The sequence below is a fragment of the Arthrobacter sp. 754 genome (assembly GCF_040548695.1).
Taxonomy (GTDB): domain Bacteria; phylum Actinomycetota; class Actinomycetes; order Actinomycetales; family Micrococcaceae; genus Arthrobacter.
Genome location: NZ_JBEPSC010000001.1, coordinates 686,594 through 701,401, shown reverse-complemented (window position 1 = coordinate 701,401; position 14,808 = coordinate 686,594). Strand labels below are relative to the sequence as shown.

14 protein-coding genes are annotated in these 14,808 nt (G+C 67.9%); 11 read left to right on the top strand and 3 right to left on the bottom strand.

All coding sequences use genetic code 11. From position 1 onward, the window contains the following. Nucleotides 1-37: 37 nt before the first annotated feature. Nucleotides 38-1,474, bottom strand: a complete 1,437-nt coding sequence (locus ABIA70_RS03295) for a family 4 glycosyl hydrolase (protein WP_354146160.1) — start codon at nucleotides 1,472-1,474, stop codon at nucleotides 38-40. A gap of 70 nt (nucleotides 1,475-1,544) precedes the next feature. On the opposite strand from ABIA70_RS03295, the gene ABIA70_RS03290 reads away from it, so the two are divergent. From ABIA70_RS03290 to tsaD, 6 genes are all read left to right on the top strand, one after another. After that, nucleotides 1,545-2,636, top strand: coding sequence for a carbohydrate kinase family protein (locus tag ABIA70_RS03290; protein ID WP_354146159.1), 1,092 nt, complete (start codon nucleotides 1,545-1,547; stop codon nucleotides 2,634-2,636). Between the two features lie 81 nt (nucleotides 2,637-2,717). Continuing rightward, a complete protein-coding gene (gene alr, locus ABIA70_RS03285; RefSeq protein WP_354146158.1) occupies nucleotides 2,718-3,956 on the top strand; it encodes an alanine racemase in 1,239 nt (412 codons plus the stop codon). Continuing rightward, entirely contained in the window at nucleotides 3,953-4,576 is a 624-nt protein-coding gene (gene tsaE / locus ABIA70_RS03280; protein WP_354146157.1) for a tRNA (adenosine(37)-N6)-threonylcarbamoyltransferase complex ATPase subunit type 1 TsaE, read from the top strand. Before alr ends, tsaE begins: the two co-directional genes overlap by 4 nt. Next, on the top strand, nucleotides 4,576-5,247 hold the full coding sequence (gene tsaB, locus ABIA70_RS03275; RefSeq protein ID WP_354146156.1) for a tRNA (adenosine(37)-N6)-threonylcarbamoyltransferase complex dimerization subunit type 1 TsaB: 672 nt from the start codon (nucleotides 4,576-4,578) through the stop codon (nucleotides 5,245-5,247). Before tsaE ends, tsaB begins: the two co-directional genes overlap by 1 nt. A 35-nt stretch (nucleotides 5,248-5,282) precedes the next feature. Then, a complete protein-coding gene (rimI, locus tag ABIA70_RS03270) occupies nucleotides 5,283-5,759 on the top strand; it encodes a ribosomal protein S18-alanine N-acetyltransferase (protein ID WP_354146585.1) in 477 nt (158 codons plus the stop codon). Beyond that, complete coding sequence (tsaD, locus tag ABIA70_RS03265; protein ID WP_354146155.1) at nucleotides 5,756-6,898, top strand: tRNA (adenosine(37)-N6)-threonylcarbamoyltransferase complex transferase subunit TsaD; 1,143 nt, start codon at nucleotides 5,756-5,758, stop codon at nucleotides 6,896-6,898. The genes rimI and tsaD overlap by 4 nt, the downstream gene beginning before the upstream one ends. Before the next feature lie 15 nt (nucleotides 6,899-6,913). On the opposite strand, the gene ABIA70_RS03260 is transcribed toward tsaD, so the two are convergent. Further along, complete coding sequence (locus ABIA70_RS03260; protein ID WP_354146154.1) at nucleotides 6,914-8,065, bottom strand: glutamate--cysteine ligase; 1,152 nt, start codon at nucleotides 8,063-8,065, stop codon at nucleotides 6,914-6,916. Nucleotides 8,066-8,433: 368 nt separating this feature from the next. On the opposite strand from ABIA70_RS03260, the gene ABIA70_RS03255 reads away from it, so the two are divergent. Both ABIA70_RS03255 and ABIA70_RS03250 read left to right on the top strand, forming a co-directional pair. Further along, on the top strand, nucleotides 8,434-9,891 hold the full coding sequence (locus ABIA70_RS03255; protein ID WP_354146584.1) for a glycoside hydrolase family 3 N-terminal domain-containing protein: 1,458 nt from the start codon (nucleotides 8,434-8,436) through the stop codon (nucleotides 9,889-9,891). Nucleotides 9,892-9,976: 85 nt separating this feature from the next. Then, the gene (locus tag ABIA70_RS03250; RefSeq protein WP_354146153.1) at nucleotides 9,977-10,774 is read left to right on the top strand and encodes a shikimate 5-dehydrogenase; all 798 of its coding nucleotides are present in this window, start codon (nucleotides 9,977-9,979) and stop codon (nucleotides 10,772-10,774) included. Here ABIA70_RS03250 and ABIA70_RS03245 read toward each other — a convergent pair. Continuing rightward, a complete protein-coding gene (locus tag ABIA70_RS03245) occupies nucleotides 10,758-11,999 on the bottom strand; it encodes a THUMP-like domain-containing protein (protein ID WP_354146152.1) in 1,242 nt (413 codons plus the stop codon). The genes ABIA70_RS03250 and ABIA70_RS03245 overlap by 17 nt on opposite strands. A gap of 55 nt (nucleotides 12,000-12,054) precedes the next feature. Here ABIA70_RS03245 and ABIA70_RS03240 point away from each other — a divergent pair, with 55 nt between their 5' ends. From ABIA70_RS03240 to groL, 3 genes are all read left to right on the top strand, one after another. Then, nucleotides 12,055-12,438 (top strand): hypothetical protein, encoded by a 384-nt coding sequence (locus ABIA70_RS03240; RefSeq protein WP_354146151.1) that lies wholly within the window; start codon nucleotides 12,055-12,057, stop codon nucleotides 12,436-12,438. A 218-nt stretch (nucleotides 12,439-12,656) separates the two neighbouring features. Further along, nucleotides 12,657-12,953 carry a co-chaperone GroES gene (gene groES, locus ABIA70_RS03235; RefSeq protein ID WP_108598130.1) on the top strand — a complete coding sequence of 99 codons (297 nt, stop codon included), beginning with the start codon at nucleotides 12,657-12,659 and terminating at the stop codon, nucleotides 12,951-12,953. A 75-nt stretch (nucleotides 12,954-13,028) separates the two neighbouring features. Then, a complete protein-coding gene (gene groL / locus ABIA70_RS03230) occupies nucleotides 13,029-14,639 on the top strand; it encodes a chaperonin GroEL (RefSeq protein WP_354146150.1) in 1,611 nt (536 codons plus the stop codon). The last annotated feature ends 169 nt before the right edge of the window (nucleotides 14,640-14,808 follow it).

The following is a 14,808-nucleotide window of genomic DNA, read 5'->3' as shown; positions in this document are numbered from 1 at the left end:
CGAGCGCCGGCCGCGCTGTTGACCACTCGGTAAAACACTACTCCTGCCGCCGCCAGAGCTGCCGCAACGCCGGGAACGCCTGTTCATAGCCGGCCAGCAGGGCCGCCCCCAGCCCGGCCGGGTCCACCAGGGGATGCCGGGCGAACGCCTCAACGGCTGCCGCACGGTCCCCGAGGGTGGCTGCCCGGACAGTGAGCCGTTCGACCTCCTTCACCTGGCGCAGCAACGCCAGCTGCTCCGGAGCCGGCGCTGACTGCGGAAGCGGCACCGCGCCGTCGGGCGTTACAGTGCACGGAACCTCGACGACGGCGTCCGCCTGCAGCCCGGGAATAGCCGGTTCGCCCGGGGTACTTTGGCCCGGGGTGCTTTGGCCCGGGGTACTGTGCGCCGCGCCCAGCCTGTTGGGCGTGTTCAGGATCAGCTGCGCGTCGCCGGCCCCGGCCAGGGCCCTCATGACCGCAAGTGCCACGCGTTCGTACCCGCCGCCGGCAAGGTCCGCCTCGTCGCGCTGCTCGCCGTGTGTCCGGGCCTCGGCGAGATAGCCTTCCTCACGGGAGCGGCGGGCATCGTCCCAGAGTCGATAGGCGTCGCTGCCGGCAGCGGCGAGCCGCGGATACAGCCCGGCTTGCTGGCGGTGGATGGACTCCCCGCGGGTGGCGGGCATGGCACGCATCGCGGCCGCTGCACTGTCCCGCTGGTAGTAGTAATAGAGGTATTCGTTGGGCAGTGCGCCCAGCCCGGCGAGGAACGGCTGCGGGAAGAGCCTGCCCTCCTCGAACGTCTGCAGCGCGTTTGCGTCGGCAAGAAGCCCGGGGAGCAGATCCCGGCCGCCGGACTCCAGCCGGTACAGCCAGCCGAGATGGTTCAGCCCGTAGTAGCCGACGCCGTCGAGCCGTCCGTCCGCCAGCGGGACGCCCGCTGCTCGCGCCGCCCGGTGCACCAGGCCGCCCGCCGAATCGCAGATTCCGATGACTTTCCGGCCGAGGACGGGCACGAGGGCCCCGGTGACCATGCCCGCAGGGTTGGTGAAGTTGATCAGCCACGCGCCCGGGCACAGCTCGCGCATCAGCCGTGCGAGGTGCAGCATTTCCGGGATGGTCCGCAAGGCATAGGAGATGCCGCCCGCACCCGTGGTTTCCTGCCCCAGCAGGCCAAGGTCCTGGGCCACCCGCTCGTCGGCGATCCGGCCCGCCGTGCCGCCGGGACGGATCGCTGCGAACACGAGGTCCGCTCCGGCCAGGGCTTCCGGCAGGGACGTGGCGGTGCGGATGGCAGGAGCCAGGCGCCCGCCGGGGGTACCGCCGCCGTCGGGCACGGGCATGGCGCGCAGCACAGCGGTGATCGCCTCAAGGCGGCCGGGGTCGACGTCGTACAGGACCACCTCGCTGACCAGCCCGGCGAAGGGCCCGGAGCCCAAAGCCCGGTACACAAGCGGCACGCGGAAACCGCCGCCGCCGGCAATCATGAGACGCATAGTCAGCAGTGTAGGCCGCACGCGGCAGGTCCCCTACCGTCAGGCCGCGGCAGGGCGTAGTCTGCGGCACATGGACGCAATTCCGGACCGCCGCTACGATCCGCTTTCCCTGGTCCGCCAGCCCTCCGACGGGCAGTTTGACCTGATCCTTGCCGGGACGGTCTTCCAGGACATCATCTTCACCGGACTGCCGCACGCCCCGGAGCCGGGCACCGAAATCTGGAGCGAGGGCATGGGCAGCTGCCCCGGCGGCGTGGCGAACCAGGCCATCGCCGCCGCGAGGCTGGGCCTGCGCACAGGACTGGCCGCCGCGTTCGGCGACGACGGCTACGGGGACTACAACTGGAAGATCCTGGCCGGGCAGGAACACGTGGACCTGAGCCTGTCGCGCCGGGTCCCCGGCTGGCATTCGCCGGTGACAGTTTCGCTCAGCGTGGAGAAGGACCGGTCCCTGGTGACGCACGGCCATCCGGCGCCGGTGACATCCTCCGAACTGATCGGTTCCCCGCCCGCGGCGCTCGCCGGAATCGCCGAGCTGGGAGTCGAAATTGAGCCCTGGGCCAAGGAGGCCTACCAGTCCGGAGTGAAGCTTTTCGGGGACGTGGGCTGGGACCCCAGCGGGGAGTGGTCTCCGGTCCGGCTCGAAAACCTGCAGTACTTCCACGCGTTCCTGCCCAACCAGCGGGAGGCCATGGCGTTCACCGGGAAGGACAACCCGTGGTCCGCGCTGTACGCCCTCGCGGACCGGGTGCCCGTGGCCGTGGTGACGCTCGGGCCGCAGGGTGCGATGGCGGTGGACTCCGAGACAGGGGAGGAGGAGTGGGTGCCTTCGCTGCCCGTGACCGCGTTTGACCCCACCGGTGCCGGCGACTGCTTTGATGCGGCCTTCATCGTGGGCACGCTGGCGGGCTGGCCGCTGGGCAACCGGCTCCGCTTTGCCAACCTCTGCGCCTCATTGGCCGTGCAGGAGGTGGGCGGATCGCTCGCGGCTCCCGGCTGGGGAGACATCGCCGATTGGTGGCAGAAGGCCAATTCCAGGCCCGAACGCCAAAGCAGCCAATGGCTCCGCCGCTTCGGCTTCCTGGCCGAGATCCTGCACGACGTCCCGGTGGGAGCGCAGCGACGGGCCACCGCCACCATCGCGCACCTCTCGGACGCCTGAGCCCTTGGGTTCGTGGGCGCCGCACCCGGCTGAAGGCACGGCGATTATCCGGCCCCGGGCGCCCGCACTAGAATCACTAAGGTGACTTACCCCGTAGCAACCGGTGACTTCAGCGCGGCCTCAGGAACTGATCCTCTGTACGAGCGGTCCGCCGTCATCGACCTGGACGCCATCCGGCACAACGTGCGAAGGCTGGCTGATGCCGCCTCACCCGCCAAGGTCATGGCAGTGGTCAAGGCCGACGCCTACGGGCACGGCGCAGTTCCGGTGGCGCGTGCCGCCCTCGAGGCCGGGGCCTCGTGGCTGGGAGTCGCGCACATCTCGGAGGCCCTTGCGCTGCGGGCGGCGGGCATCGACGCGCCGCTGCTGGCGTGGCTGCACACCACCGAAAGCAACTTCGCCGCGGCAGTGGCTGCCGGCGTCGACATCGGCTGTTCCGGCTGGGAACTGGACCGCATTGTGGCGGCCGCGCGTGACCAGGAACGTCCCGCCCGCATCCATCTGAAGGTGGACACCGGACTGGGACGGAACGGGGTAACTCTCGGGGACTGGGACCGGTTGCTGGGCGAGGCGATGGAGTACCAGGACGAGGGCCTGCTGCGCGTGGTCGGTATTTTTTCGCACCTCTCCGTGGCGGACGAGCCGGAGCGCCCGGAAACGGACGAGCAGTTGGCACTGTTCCGCGAGGTGCTGGCCGCCGCCGAGGACGCCGGCGTGGACCCCGAAGTCCGGCACCTGGCCAACACTCCAGCCACGCTGTCCCGGCCCGACACACACTTTGACCTCGTGCGGGTGGGGCTGGGCATCTACGGCCTCTCGCCCTTTGAAGGCCAGACGTCCGCCGAACTGGGCCTCCATCCGGCCATGACGCTGCGCACGGTGGTGTCCCAGTGCAAGGAGGTGCCGGACGGCCAGGGCGTTTCCTACGGCCTCCGCTACCGGACGCAGGGCACCAGCACCCTTGCCCTGATCCCGCTGGGCTATGCCGACGGCGTGCCCCGCGTGGCTACCGGCGGCCCCGTCCGGATTGCCGGCAAGACGTACCCGGTGGTGGGCAGGATCGCCATGGACCAGATGGTGGTGGACCTGGGCGACATCGGCCCCGCCGGTGCGGGACTCCTGGGCGCGGAAGCCGTCCTGTTCGGCAGCGGGGACGACGGCGGGCCCACCGCCGATGACTGGGCCGTCGCCGCGGGCACCAACAACTATGAGATTGTCACCCGGATCAGCCCGCGGGTGCCGCGCCGGTTCATCAATGACCGTCCCGCCGGCGGCACCCCGTCCGGCGCCGCCCATGCCAGCGGCCAGGCAACGCCGTGAGCGTGCCGGCCGCGGCGGAGGCGCCGAACTGGGAACTGACACTGAAGGTCACGACGGCGGACCGGACCCACGCGCTCGGCGCTGCTTTGGGGGCCGAGCTTGAGCGGGGGGACCTGCTGGTCCTGACCGGCGAGCTGGGTGCCGGGAAGACCACCTTCACGCAGGGGCTCGGCGAAGGCCTGGGCGTCCGGGCGGGGATCATCTCACCCACGTTCGTCCTGGTCCGCATCCATCCGAACCTGCCGGACGGACCCCGTCCCGGCGGCCCGGACCTGGTCCACGTGGACGCCTACCGGCTCGGTTCGGCGTCGGAGATTGATGACATCGACCTCGAGAACACCATGGACTCCTCGGTGACCGTCGTGGAGTGGGGGCGCGGGCGCGTGGAGCACCTGAGCGAGAGCCGGCTTGAGGTGGATCTGCACCGCGCCGTCGGGCTGGAAGCGCCCGGGCCGGGTGCCGGAGAACCGCACTCCGGGCACGCGGAAACCCTGGACTTTGACACGGATGACGACGACGAACCCCGCACCATCGTGCTGCGCGGGTTCGGGCCGCGCTGGAGCACCAGGCCTGTCCTTGGTGGGGCCATCAGCGCCGCCGCCATCGAAGGGACACCCTGATGCTGATCCTCGCCATCGACACTTCCGCAGTGGCCAGTGCCGCCCTCGTCTCGGACGACGCCCTCGAGGGTGTGGTGGCCAGCTTCTCGACTGAGGACACCCGCAGCCACGCCGAGGTGCTGGCCCCCGGCATTGAGGACCTGCTCTCTGGCGCCGGGGTCACAGGCCGGGACATTGACGCGATCGTGACCGGCGTGGGGCCCGGCCCGTTCACCGGCCTGCGCTCCGGGATCGCCACCGCCCGCACGCTGGCCTTCGTCTGGGACAAGCCCCTTTACGGCCTCATGAGCCTGGACGCCGTCGCCCTGGAAGTGGCCGAGTCCACCGATGCCGCCGCGGAATTCCTGGTGGTCACGGACGCCCGCCGGAAAGAGGTCTATTGGGCCCGGTACAGCCTCGCCGACGGGCAGCTGCCCCGGCTGGAGGACGGTCCCCATGTGGGCTTCGCCGCTGACCTGCCGGACCTGCCTGCTTTCGGGGCCGGCGCGGGACTCTACAGTGAGGTCCTGCGCGCGGACCCGGACTTCGCCAATGAGCAGCCGGACGCGCTGTACCTTGGCCAGTTTGCCCTTGCCCGGCTGGCGGCCGGCGGAAAGCTGCTGGACTCCACGCCGCTGTACCTGCGGGAATCCGACGCCCAGGTCCCCGGACCGCGGAAGCGGGCACTGTGACGGCGCCCCACGCTGACGGAGTGCTCCTCCGGGACATGACCCTGGAGGACGTTCCGGCGGTCAACACCCTCGAACAGCGGCTGTTCCCAGCCGACGCCTGGCCTCTTCAGATGTTCCTGGCCGAACTGTCCCAGCCGGACACGCGCCGTTACCTGGTGGCGGAAAGCGGCGGCGAGATTGTGGGCTACGCCGGGCTCATGTGCATCGAACCGATCGCGGATGTCCAGACCATCGCCGTCGTGCCTGAATTCGAGGGGCGGGGGATCGGCTCGGCCCTGCTGACCCGGCTCATCGATGAAGCCCGCAGCCGCGGGGCGGCGGACGTCCTGCTGGAAGTTCGCGAGGACAATCCACGGGCGCAGCAGCTCTATGTGCGCTTCGGTTTCGAAAAGATCCACGTCCGTCGAAAGTATTACCGCGACGGCGTCGATGCCCTGATCATGCGGCTGCAGCTGGTCCCGGACGGCGCCGGGACAACCACGGAACCCCCATCGGAAGCAGGCCACGCATGAACACCCCGCAGCCACTGGTGCTGGGCATCGAGTCCTCCTGCGACGAGACCGGCGTCGGGATTGTCCGCGGAACAACCCTGCTGACAAACACCGTCTCTTCGTCGATGGACGAACACGTCCGTTTCGGCGGCGTGATCCCGGAGATCGCGTCGCGGGCGCACCTTGATGCTTTTGTGCCAACCCTCCGGCAGGCGCTGTCCGACGCCGGCGTGACGTTGGACGACGTGGACGCCATCGCCGTCACGTCAGGGCCCGGGCTGGCCGGCGCCCTGATGGTCGGGGTGTGTGCTGCCAAGGCGCTCGCCGTGGCCACCGGCAAGCCGCTGTATGCCATCAACCACCTGGTGGCGCACGTCGGCGTCGGACTGCTGGACGGAAAGCACGACGGCGGTGCTGCCGCCGTTTCTGCTGGCGCCTCGGTTGCGGCCGGTCTCGGTCGCGGTGCCCCGAGCCTTCCCGGGAACCTGGGCGCCCTGCTGGTCTCCGGCGGGCACACCGAGATCCTGAAGATCAACAGCATCACCGACGACGTCCAGCTCCTCGGCTCAACGATTGACGACGCCGCGGGGGAGGCGTACGACAAAGTGGCCCGCATCCTGGGCCTTGGCTACCCGGGCGGCCCGGCCATCGACAAGCTGGCCAGGGAAGGCAACCCCAAAGCCATCCGCTTCCCGCGCGGGCTCACGCAGCCGAAGTACATGGGCACCGCGGAGGAACCGGGGAAGCACCGCTGCGACTGGTCCTTCAGCGGGCTGAAGACCGCCGTGGCCCGCTGCGTTGAGCAGTTCGAGGCCCGTGGCGAGGAGCTTCCCGTGGCGGACATCGCCGCAGCGTTCCAGGAAGCCGTGGTGGACGTGATCACGTCCAAGGCAGTGCTTGCCTGTGTTGAGCATGGCATCAAGGATGTCCTGCTGGGCGGCGGTGTGGCGGCAAACTCCCGGCTGCGCGAACTGACCGGCAAGCGCTGTGCCTCGGCGGGGATCACGCTTCATGTGCCGCCGCTGGACCTCTGCACGGACAACGGCGCCATGGTGGCCGCCCTCGGTGCGCAGCTGGTGATGGCCGGAATCGGGCCCAGCGGGATCCGGTTCGCCCCGGACTCCTCGATGCCGGTCACTGCGGTGTCACTGCCGGCCTGACACCGAACGAGGTGCTTACGCCGTCGGGCCGTTCCGCATCTGCTTGACCAGGTCCAGCACCACGGCACGCAGGTCTCCGCCGTGCTCGGCGGCGACACGGCGCTGGCGCTGGTAACCTGCGCCGCGGCGGATGATCTTTTCAACGTCGGCGAGTTCGTCGGGGCAGCCGAGCTTGGCCGCCACCGGCTCAAGCCGGTTCAGGGTCTCCATCAGGTTGTCGGTGACCAGCTGCTCCTTGCCCGCAGCGTCAAGGATGATGATGGCGTCCATGCCGTAGCGGGCGGCACGCCACTTGTTCTCCTGGACATGCCAGGGCGGCATGGTGGGGATGGTGCCGCCGTTGTCCAGGGTGGTGGAGAACTCGTCCACGAGGCACTGGGTGAGGGCAGCTATGGCGCCCACTTCCTCCAGCGTGGCAAGGCCGTCGCAGATGCGCATCTCGATGGTGCCGAAGTGCGGCACGGGCCGGATGTCCCAACGGATTTCGGACAGTGAGTCGATCACCCCGGTGGTGAACATGTCCTGGGCGTAGGATTCGTATTCCTCCCAGGACTTGAACTGGAAAGGAAGGCCCGCCGTGGGCAGCTGCTGGAACATGAGGGCGCGCTGTGATGCGTACCCGGTGTCCTCACCTCCCCAGAACGGGCTCGACGCCGAGAGCGCCTGGAAGTGCGGGAAGTAGTTGACCAGCCCGTCCAGCACCGGGAGGGCCTTTTCGCGCCGGTCCAGTCCCACGTGAACGTGGACACCGTAGATCACCATTTGCCGGCCCCACCACTGCGTGCGGTCGATCAGTTTGGCGTAGCGGGCTTTGTCGGTCACCGGCTGGAGCTGCGGCGGGCTGAACGGGTGGCTGCCGGCGCAGAAGATTTCCACGCCCATGGGGTCGGTGATTTCGCGGACGGCGGCGAGCGACCGGTTGAGGTCTTCCTTGGCTTCGCCGGCGGTCTCGCAGATGCCGGTGACCAGTTCCACCGTATTCAGGAGCAGTTCCTGCTTGATGTGGGGGTGTTCGTCATCCTCGTTCAATTCCGGGTGCTTGGCGGCGACGCCACGGAGAACTTCTTTGGCCACGGATGCCAGTTCTCCGGTCTCGCCGTCCACGAGGGCCAGTTCCCACTCCACACCAAGAGTTGATTGCTTCGATGAAGCGAAATCAATCTTCATGCGTTCCCCTAACTGTTCCCGTTGTGCCCGGCGCACGCCGCGTTCAAGTCTAGTGCAGGGGTAGCATGGTTCTGATGGCCTTGTTCCTGCGGACGCGTGACTCTTTTCATCAAACCACCCTCATTCTGGCTGCTGCCGCCACCGTGGCCGCTATGGCCGGTTGCTCGGCTGTCCCCGGCGCCGCTCCAGTGTCATCCGGCTCCGTTCCAGCATCTCCTTCAACTTCCGCCACAGCCTCGGCCGGGGGATCACCGAGTCCGGCGCCGGTTCCTCCATCCGCTTCACCCTCACCGGACCCGGGGCTGCGGCCGCTGGGCTGGGGCCCGGAACAGCGGGACCAGGACGCCGCCGCAGCCGCCGTGGCCGCCATGTCGGTGGAGCAGAAGGCAGGCCAGGTCCTCATGCCCTGGTACAGCGGGACCAACGTTGAAGCGCACGCCGCCACCATAGAACGGCTGCATCTGGCCGGCTCCATCATCATGGGCGACAACGTGCCACTTGACGCGAACGGCCAGGTGAATCCGGCGGCCATGACGGCAATCAACACGCGGCTGGCCCACGCCTCCCGCGCTGACGGCCGGCCATGGCCCGGGTTGATCGGGGTGGACCAGGAGGGCGGGATCGTTGCCAGGCTCGGCACCCCGCTGACCGAATGGCCAACGCCGATGAGCTACGGGGCCGCGGGTAACGCGGCGCTCGCCAAGGAGGCTGCACACGGCATGGCCGCCGAGCTGGCGCCGCTGGGGTTCAACGTGGACTTCGCCCCGGATACCGATGTCACCATCGGCCCGGCCGATCCCACCATCGGAGCCCGGTCCATGTCCGGAAACCCGGACACGGCCGGCGCCCTCGGCATCTCGTTTTTCCAGGGCATGCTGGCGGCCGGCGTTCTCCCGGCGGTCAAGCACTTCCCGGGACACGGTTCCGTTGCCGTGGACTCGCACCAGGACCTGCCGGTGCAGCCCGCCAGCCTGGACGAGCTCAAAGCCCGCGACTGGAAGCCGTTCCAGGCCGCCATCGCGGCCGGTGCGCCGATGGTCATGACCGGGCACATCGCCGTAGCGGCCCTGGAACCCGGCGTCCCGGCGTCGTTGTCCCGGCCCACCTATGCCGCACTGCGGGGGCTCGGCTTCAACGGCGTCGCCATCACCGATGCACTCAACATGGGTGCGGTGCAGAAGCACTACCCGGGTGGTTCCGCCGCCCCGGCAGCCCTGGCCGCCGGGGCGGACCTGCTGCTCATGCCCGCTGACGTGGGCCTGGCCCACGCCGCCATCGTGCAGGCTGTTGCCGCCGGCAGCCTGCCTGCGGAGCGGCTCACCGAAGCAGCCCAGCGTGTTGCGACCATGCTGACCTGGCGGGGGCGGCTCGCGGCACAGGCTGGAACACAGGCGGGAGTGCCGGCGGGAGCAGCCCCGGGCAGCGGCAGCGAATTGTCAGGCAGGGTCTCGGCAGCTGCGGTCACCGTGGTTTCCGGCCCGTGCAGTGGGCCCCTCGTCCCGGGCAGTGTCCAGCTTGCCGGGGGCTCCCCGCAGGACAGGGCGCGGTTCGAGGCGGCCGCCGCGAAGGCCGGGCTGGCCACCGGGAGTGGCCCGCTGGTGACCCTCATCGGCTACAACGGGCGCCCGGCGGGCGGAGACATCGCCGTGGCGCTCGATGCTCCCTGGCCCTTGGGAGCCTCCAGTTCCCCCACGAAAATCGCGCTGTACGGCCGGACCCAGGGGGCCTTCGACGCGCTGGCAAACGTCCTGTCCGGGAAGGCGGCAGCACCGGGGAAGCTGCCCGCCGCCGTCGGAACCTTCCCCGCCGGCACCGGCTGCCCCTAGAATCCGCCGCGGCTGATTACCGGGGCAACCCCCTGAAGCGGGCAACCGGCGGTTTAATGGACGGGTGCCCATACTCAATAAAGACATGACCCTGTGTATTTCACTCTCGGCCCGGCCCAGCAACAACGGGACGCGTTTCCATAACCACCTGTACGACCAGCTGGGCCTGAACTGGATCTACAAGGCCTTCGCGCCCACGGACCTGGGACAGGCCATTGCCGGCGTACGCGGACTGGGGATCCGCGGCTGCGCGGTATCGATGCCGTACAAAGAGGACGTGATCGCGCTCGTCGATGAAATGGACCCGTCAGCGAGGGCCATCGACTCCGTCAACACCATCGTGAACACCAACGGACACCTCAAGGCCTACAACACCGACTACACGGCCATCGAGCAGCTGCTGGCGGGCAATGCCGTTCCCACCGGCTACTCGGTCCTGGTCCAGGGTGCCGGTGGCATGGCGAAAGCGACCGTCGCCGCACTGCGGGACGCCGGATTCACGGACGTTACAGTGATTGCGCGGAACGAGGCCACCGGGCGGGCGCTCGCGGAACAGTACGGCTTCCGGTGGCAGTCAGGGCTCGACGGCGCGACAGCCGACCTCATCATCAACGTCACGCCGATCGGCATGCAGGGCGGTCCGGAAACCGACTCGCTGGCGTTGCCCGAAACCGCGATCGCGGCGGCCAAAGTGGTGTTCGACGTCGTGGCACTCCCGGCCGAAACGCCCCTGATCACGGCGGCACGCATCGCCGGAAAACCGGTCATCACGGGGGCTGAGGTAGCGACCATCCAGGCGCTGGAGCAGTTTGTGCTCTATACCGGCGTCCGGCCCACCGACGAACAGGTCAGGGCCGCCGAGGAGTTCATGCGGGCGCAGTAATGGGTTCCACCGAGATGGCCACCCGGTCCTCCCCAATGCGGGTCAGGACCAGGGTGGCTGTTTTGGTTCCGGCCCTCCTGCCGCCGCTCTTGCCTCCGGGCAGGAGCTGTTTGCGCAGTTCTTCCGGGGTGACGGACGTGCCGCGCTTCTTGATGTCCAGCACGCCGATGCCGTTGTCCTTGACCCAGGCCTTGAGCGCCTTGACGTTGTACGGCATGACTTCCAGGACCTTATAGGCCCGGGCGAACGGCGTGTCCAACAGGTCCGGCGCGCAGATGTAGGCGATGTGCTCATCCAGGAGGTGGCCGCCCAGCTGAAGGGCGACGTCGGCCACCAGGCCTGCGCGGATCACCGCACCATCGGGCTCGTAGAGATACCCCTCGGGCGGACCCACCGGGGCCACCGGACCGCCGTCGAAATCCTCCGCACTGGTGAGCTCGGCGGCGCCCTGCGGCCCCAGCAGCAGTGCCGCACGGCGGATTCCCGGCCGGCGCACAGCGTTGAACCAGAGCGCCACTTCGGTGACGTCGCCGCCCACAGATACCCACTGGGCTTCGCAGTCTGCCGGCACCGATTCGTGCGGCATGCCGGGTCCCATCTTGACGCCGACGGCGCGTCCGGTCGACGCGAGTGACTCCACGAAGGAAAGCGGCGGCGAAAAAGCCTCGGGGTCCCAGATCCGTTTGGTGCCCGATGTGGAGGTGGTCCGGCGTGCGGGATCCAGCCAGACGCCGTCGACCCCTTCAAGGGAAACAGCGGTGGCGTCCGAATGAACCACCGTGGCGTTAGGGAAGGGGATCAGGTTCACCGTGGCGCAGGCTGCCGTGGTTTCATCCATCTCCACGGCCGTGACCGTGATGTCCATCGATGCCAGGGCCAGGGAGTCCGCGGCGAGGCCGCAGCCGAGGTCAGCGACGTGCTTGATGCCGGCCTGCGCAAAGCGTTCCGCGTGGCGGGCGGCGACCGAGAGGCGGGTGGCCTGTTCAAGGCCGGCCTGGGTAAAGAGCATGCTCCGGGCGAACTCGCCGAATTTGAGCTCGGCCTTGGTGCGCAGCCTGGACTGGGTGAGGACTGCGGAGACCAGTTCGGGGGAGTGCCCGGCCTTCCGAAGCGCCGAATTGAGCTCAAAAGCCTTGTCCTCGCGGTACGGGCCCAGAGACGCCAGCAGTTCCCAGCCTTCGCTTGTGAGGAGTGGGGCGATCTGGTCCTGCGGTGCGTGAGCCATGGGTTCAAGCCTAGTGGAGGTGGCCCCGGAGCCCGTTCCCGCTAGGGTTGAAGGCATGACAGACAGTGCAGGCAGCCAGCCGTCCGAACCTCCCGAATCCGAGAATTCCGGCCTGGTGAAGTTTGCCCGCCCGGCCCTGATTGCCGGATCTGCTGTGGCTGTCGTGTGCATCGCGCTGCTTGTCATCATCTTCTTCCTGGACGCCTTCAACGCCACGGTCTACTCCGTTGGCGGCAAGAACATCCAGGATGAAACAGCCGAGGCGCAGGACATCCGTGCCCTTTACTCGGGGGCCCGCGTTGGAGGGAGCATCCTGCTGGTGATCTCGCTGCTCGCGGCCGTGGGCGGCGCCGTGGTGCTCTATTTGAAGCGCGGAACCACAAATGACGGGAACGACGGCGACGAAGACGTCGATTTCGACGACCTCGCAGGCCGCTGAGGCCGGACCCAGCTGTCCACCTCAGGCGTAATTCTGGCACTCGCCTTGACCGAGTGCTAACTCCTTACATAGAGTCGTCATTGGCACTCTCCCTAGGAGGGTGCTAACACATGAAGAGCTTTCAGCCAGGCTGCTGCCGGCACCGCGACGACGGTCAGCCAGCCACGGCGGAACAGTTTTCCAGTCCATAAATTTGCTGACGAAAAGGAGAGGTCCGAGTGTCGGTCTCTATTAAGCCTCTTGAGGATCGTATTGTTGTCCGCCCGCTCGAAGCCGAGCAGACCACGGCTTCCGGCCTGGTAATCCCGGACTCCGCACAGGAGAAGCCGCAGGAAGGCGAAGTTGTTGCAGTAGGCCCCGGCCGCTTCGACGACAACGGCAACCGCGTTCCCCTCGACGTTGCCATCGGCGACGTCGTTATCTACTCGAAGTACGGCGGAACCGAAGTCAAGCACAGCGGCACCGAGTACCTCGTGCTCTCCGCCCGCGACGTTCTGGCGATCGTCGTAAAGTAACTTTGGATCCCCGTGCCGCTGACCATGCATCCCGCTGGTCAGCTGCGCGGGGTTCTGTCTTGAAAGGACAAAACCATGGCAAAGCAGCTTGCGTTTAACGACGCTGCACGCCGGTCACTTGAAGCCGGCATCGACAAGCTCGCCAACACTGTCAAGGTGACGCTCGGCCCCCGCGGCCGCAACGTTGTTCTCGACAAAAAGTGGGGAGCACCCACCATCACCAACGACGGCGTCACCATTGCCCGTGAAATCGAGCTTGATGACCCGTTCGAGAACCTTGGCGCGCAGCTGGCCAAGGAAGTAGCCACCAAGACCAACGATGTTGCCGGCGACGGCACCACCACCGCCACCGTGCTCGCCCAGGCCCTGGTCAAGGAAGGCCTGCGCAACGTTGCTGCCGGCGCAGCTCCTGGCCAGATCAAGCGCGGCATCGAGGTTTCCGTTGAAGCCGTGGCCGCCCGCCTGCTCGAGAACGCACGCCCGGTTGAAGGCACCCAGGTGGCCAGCGTTGCTGCCATCTCGGCCCAGAGCGACGAAATCGGCGAGCTCCTTGCCGAGGCATTCGGCAAGGTCGGCAAGGATGGTGTGATCACCATCGAGGAGTCCTCCACCACGCAGACCGAACTGGTCCTCACCGAGGGCATGCAGTTCGACAAGGGCTACCTGTCCCCGTACTTCGTCACCGACGCAGAACGCCAGGAAGCTGTCCTCGAGGACGCCCTCATCCTGATCAACCAGGGCAAGATCTCCTCTGTCCAGGAATTCCTGCCGCTGCTGGAAAAGGCGCTGCAGAGCTCCAAGCCGCTGTTCATCATTGCTGAGGACGTCGACGGCGAGGCCCTGTCCACGCTGATCGTCAACCGCATCCGCGGCACCCTGAACGTGGTTGCCGTCAAGGCTCCGGGCTTCGGCGACCGCCGCAAGGCCATGCTGCAGGACATCGCCACCCTCACCGGTGCACAGGTTGTTTCCCCGGAACTGGGCCTGAGCCTGGACACCGTTGGCCTTGAGGTGCTGGGTACCGCCCGCCGCATCACGGTCACCAAGGACAACACCACCATCGTTGACGGCGCCGGTTCCGCAGAGGACGTCGCAGCCCGGGTTTCCCAGCTGCGCGCCGAGCTGACCCGCACCGACTCGGACTGGGACAAGGAAAAGCTCCAGGAGCGCCTGGCCAAGCTGGCCGGCGGCATCGGCGTGATCAAGGTCGGCGCAGCCACCGAGGTTGAGCTGAAGGAAAAGAAGCACCGCATCGAAGATGCAGTGTCCTCCACCCGCGCTGCCCTCGAAGAAGGCATCGTGGCCGGCGGCGGTTCCGCGCTGATCCACGCACTGAAGGCCCTCGACGAGGACCCTGCAGTCAAGGCCCTCGACGGGGACGCCGCCGCAGCTGTGGGCATCGTCCGCCGCGCGCTGGTCCAGCCGCTGCGCTGGATCGCCCAGAACGCCGGCTTTGACGGCTACGTTGTCGCGGCCAAGGTTGCCGAACTCGAAACCAACAACGGCTTCAACGCCAAGTCGGGCGAGTACGAAGACCTGATCGGCGCCGGCGTCATCGACCCGGTCAAGGTCACCCGCGCGGCCCTCCGCAACGCAGCTTCCATCGCCGCGCTGGTTCTCACCACCGAGACCCTCGTGGTGGAAAAGCCCGCTGACGAAGACGAGCACGCAGGCCACAGCCACTAGTCCTCTCAAGCAACGCAGGGTCACTCCCGGCCCGATAATGAACGTTTATTGGGCCGGGAGTGACCCCGCGTTGGCGTTAACGACGGCGGCGGCCCACCCATAAGAAGCCGGTCCAGCATCTGCTGGGCCGGCTTTTTTGTGCTCTCCACCCGGGGTTGCAGGGCATGCG